Source organism: Spongiactinospora gelatinilytica (genome assembly GCF_003236385.1).
GTDB lineage: Bacteria > Actinomycetota > Actinomycetes > Streptosporangiales > Streptosporangiaceae > Spongiactinospora > Spongiactinospora gelatinilytica.
The window spans coordinates 1-420 of the sequence record NZ_POUA01000896.1 but is presented as its reverse complement, the minus strand read 5'-3'; the positions used below and the strand labels follow the sequence as shown (position 1 = coordinate 420).

The 420-nt window shown below is 66.7% G+C and carries 1 protein-coding gene; it reads right to left on the bottom strand.

Annotated features, from left to right (window positions below; all coding sequences use genetic code 11):
• Positions 1-420: bifunctional adenosylcobinamide kinase/adenosylcobinamide-phosphate guanylyltransferase (locus tag C1I98_RS46760; RefSeq protein ID WP_111172264.1), on the bottom strand; the 420-nt coding region annotated here is incomplete at both ends.

Sequence of the window (420 nt, the reverse complement as noted above, 5' to 3'; positions counted from 1 at the left end):
GCCGAGTGCCGGCCCTTTCACCACCATCGGAATGCCGGCCACCAGCAGATGCACGTTGTCGGCCAGAGCGGCGAGGCGTTGGTTCAGCCGGCCCAGTTCGTCCACGTAGAAGCGCGTGACGGCACCCATCGGCACCACGCCCAGGCCGATTTCGTTGCTCACGAGGATGACCTCGCCGGGCAGCAGCGGCAGGGCGGTCAGCAGCGCGTCGATCTCGGCCGTCCAGGCTTCGGGCGGCGTGACGAGGCCTGTCTCGGGATATTCATGATGTTCGGAGAAGAGCAGATTGTTGAGCCACAGCGTCATGCAATCGACCAGCACACAGCCACCGTGCTGCGCGTGCGTGTAGAGCGCTTCGGCCAGGTGCATGGGCTCTTCGACCAGCGCCCAATTGGCCGGACGCCGCGCGCGGTGCAGGGC